Source organism: uncultured Maritalea sp., from assembly GCF_937139385.1.
In the GTDB taxonomy this organism is placed as follows: Bacteria; Pseudomonadota; Alphaproteobacteria; order Rhizobiales; family Devosiaceae; genus Maritalea; species Maritalea porphyrae_A.
This window is the reverse complement of the sequence record NZ_CAKZPW010000100.1, coordinates 1-3,348: the sequence shown is the minus strand read 5'-3', so window position 1 is coordinate 3,348 and position 3,348 is coordinate 1. Positions and strand designations below refer to the sequence as shown.

Here is a 3,348-nt window from a genome sequence, read left to right as displayed (position 1 = left end):
AATTATCATTGTGGTCAAGAAGAAGGATGGTGGCAATGGTCTAGCCGAGGTTATGCATGGAGATTTATGGGGTGCCCGAGCGATGAAATATGAGACACTCGGGAACGCGGAATTGGCATCTCAGGTTTTTCAAAAGCTTGAGAGTCCTGCGCCACAACATCCACTAGTGCGGCGAGACTTTGCGACTCAAGCAGCCTACGAAAAAGGCTTTGCTGTTAATAGCTTCCTACCTGTCAACTCTGTTGGCATCGTGACTGCACGTGACGGCCTTGCCATTGACGACGACAAAGAGCGTCTTTGGAAACGGATAAACGATTTCTCTGCAATGGCAGTGGAAACAGCGAGGGAAAAATACAAGTTAGGTAAAGATGTCCGAGACTGGAAAGTCGCTTGGGCGCAGGACGATCTTAACCGCACGCTTTCGCCCGAGAGACTAGTGCGGATATCCTACCGACCATTTGATACTCGTTGGACATACTACACAGGTAAGTCTCGTGGTTTTATGTGTTACCCTCGTAACGAGGTTATGCGTCATATGCGGGATGGTCAGAGTATTGCCTTCGGATTCACTAGAACCATTGAGGGCGCACGAAGTTTTGCTGACTGCTTGGTTTTTGACAAACTGATCACACATCATTCGCTAAGTATGAAAGAAGTGAATATTTGCTGTCCCCTCTACCTCCACCCAGATGAACAAGACCTCGATCAATCCCGCCGCGTCAACTTCGACACTAAACTCTGGAAAAAACTTCAAAAACTCGCCAAGCATCCAACACATGGCGTCCCTGACGAAGTGCAGACATTTGATTACATCTATGGTGTGCTGCATTGCCCTGCCTATCGCGACACATATGCGGAGTTCCTAAAGATCGACTTTCCGCGCATTCCGTGGCCTTCGACGCCAGATGAATTTTGGGAAGTCTCTGCCAAAGGCGAAGCGCTGCGCAAACTGCACTTGATGGAGCCCGCTGCCATTGGCGACACGCCTTACCCCTATTTGGGCGAGGGTGATAATGTGGTCGACAAACCTACCTTTGCCGAGGGCAAAGTTTGGATCAACAAGGACCAGTATTTTGATGCGGCCCCCGAAATCTCATGGAGCTTTTACATTGGTGGTTATCAACCAGCTCAAAAATGGCTCAAAGACCGCAAAGGTCGCGCGCTAAATCTTGATGACGTGCGCCACTACCAGCGTATTCTAAAAATCCTATCCGAAACGGACCGGACTATGAAAACAATAAAGATGGATTTGAAATAGAGAACCCCGTCTTCGCACCTCTCGTCATCCTCGGGCTTGACCCGAGGATGACGGAGGTGGGTTGCATCTGGTACGTACAGATTTCACTTTTGGGCATTGTTGGTTGCGGCGCGATATCTCCGGCGTGCGCGCCGTTTACGGCAAAACACATCGGTTGCCCTAAGTTCCATTGGTCCCGCATCTGCCCGCGTGGCGCGAACGCCACTTGGTTGTGCGGGACGGTGCAATTTGTCACCCTGACCGTTCCCCCTCGCACCGCCCCGGACTTGATCCGGGGCCAAGTTTCCCTCCCCTTGATGGGGAGGGATTAAGGGTGGGGTGCACGGTTTGCGTGCTGCAACAGTCTTCCCTTGTGCCCTTTCTTCGCTTGGATGCCGCTTTCGAGGTTCATTGTGATCTACGCGAAAAGTATTTATCCCCGCCCCAAAACACCATGCCATACTGCCACCGTCTTTCGTTTAGCCACGCAGCTTGCTGACGAGCAGGGGGTGGCCGGGTGGTCCTTAAGTGGTTTTTACTGGGGTGATCCTGTCGGAAGATGGTGGTGGGTCGTGGCGACGGTTGCGGCACACGCGTTTTTGAAGCATCTGTCCAGTCAGACACCAATGGCACCTGTAGGCCGCTTGGCGGGTATTGTTTAACCGCCTTTTTGGGGCGTGAACCCCAAAATCATCCATTGGGCAAGGGCCCAAAGCAATATGGGTGGAGCGCAGGCAAAGGGGATAGAAGGGTAAGCACCCCGGGGTAGTTTGCCTCAAGCAACGCACATCACCACATGCGAGGTCCTTATGGTCTCTTCATTCTATTTCTAGCGCAAAACGAGACGATAAAGACCTCGCATGCTGCAAGAAAAGTTCAACCGTGGTGCTCAATTGAGCATGGCGGCACTTTGCGTGGGTCTAAAAATGCCCCCCGGATCAAGTCCGGGGAACGGCGCAAAATTTGCCAGGGGACGTAAACGAAAGTGGGGCCGTCCCGGATTTGACCCCGGGACCAGCCATTTATTCAAACTTAGGGAATTGCGCCAATAGGTCCACAATGGGGCCATCGTGGGTGGGCACAAATTGAATTTCTGGATTGTCCTTATAGACCTCGTGCAACAGCGCCAAAGTCAATTCAGTTTGTGCTTTATCGTGGTCTACTAAGCCCTGCACCAGCGGAATTTTGGGGTTGGCATTTTTAACCGCATCCAGCGACCAGCTGGCATCGCCGATAAAGAAATAGCGCTGGCCCTGATCGGTGGTGACGAAAACACCGATGCTGCCATTGGTGTGGCCGCCAAGGGGCACCGCCACAATGCTTCCATCCAAAAACATGTCAAAGCTTTGCTTGAATGGGCCATAGGGCGCATCGCTAAGATCAAATGGCTGCCAATTGGTGTTTTCGCGGTTTAAATGCTCTTCAAAAATCGAAAAATTGGTGGGGGCTTCAGCGCGCGCAAAGGCCAATTCTGCATTGGTGGTCATAATCGGTACGCCATCAAAAGCTGGAATAACCGCCCCATGGTCCCAATGCAAATGGGTCAACAAAACCCTGTCGATTTTGCTTGGATCATAATTTGCCCCAATCATCCGCTCTCTTGCGGTTTGCGTTTTGGTATAGGCAAACAATTGGCGCTCAAACGCATTGAAGTTGGCTGCATGTTCTGCCCCAATATTTTCACCCACGCCACCTTCAAGCAAAATCGTTGCTTTTGGATGCTCGATGATGAAACCCGAATAAACGCTCTTATGGGGCTCAAAAATATTGCCACCGCTGTAGATCACCGCTTCTGGACTTTTATTATAGCCAGTGGAAAAGGCAGAAATTCTAACCCCGGTTGAGGTTGTGGGTGCGGGCACTTTTGCGTTTATATCTGCCAATGTTTCCACCGTGCGTGGCCAAAACTGATAGGTGAAAAACGCCAATAAGCTGATCAGTAGGACCGCCAAAACTGAGCCGGTAATTTTTAGAATGCGCATGTGATACTCCTTTTACGCGAATAGGGAATTGAGTTGGGTTGCAGCCCTCTCAATCGGCAAAGTGCTTTTTTGCGCCCGCGCCAAAACCATCGCGCCCTCAATGGTTGCGAACATAAATTCAGCTTTAGG

The 3,348-nt window shown here is 51.0% G+C and carries 2 protein-coding genes; one reads left to right on the top strand and one right to left on the bottom strand.

What is annotated here, in order from left to right; all coding sequences use genetic code 11:
* Positions 1-1,258, top strand: a 1,258-nt coding sequence (locus Q0231_RS04055) for a type ISP restriction/modification enzyme (protein WP_367274467.1), incomplete at its 5' end; no start/stop codon positions are given.
* 1,001 nt (positions 1,259-2,259) lie between these two features.
* On the opposite strand, the gene Q0231_RS04050 is transcribed toward Q0231_RS04055, so the two are convergent.
* Entirely contained in the window at positions 2,260-3,219 is a 960-nt protein-coding gene (locus Q0231_RS04050) for an MBL fold metallo-hydrolase (protein WP_299345415.1), read from the bottom strand.
* Positions 3,220-3,348 lie beyond the last annotated feature (129 nt).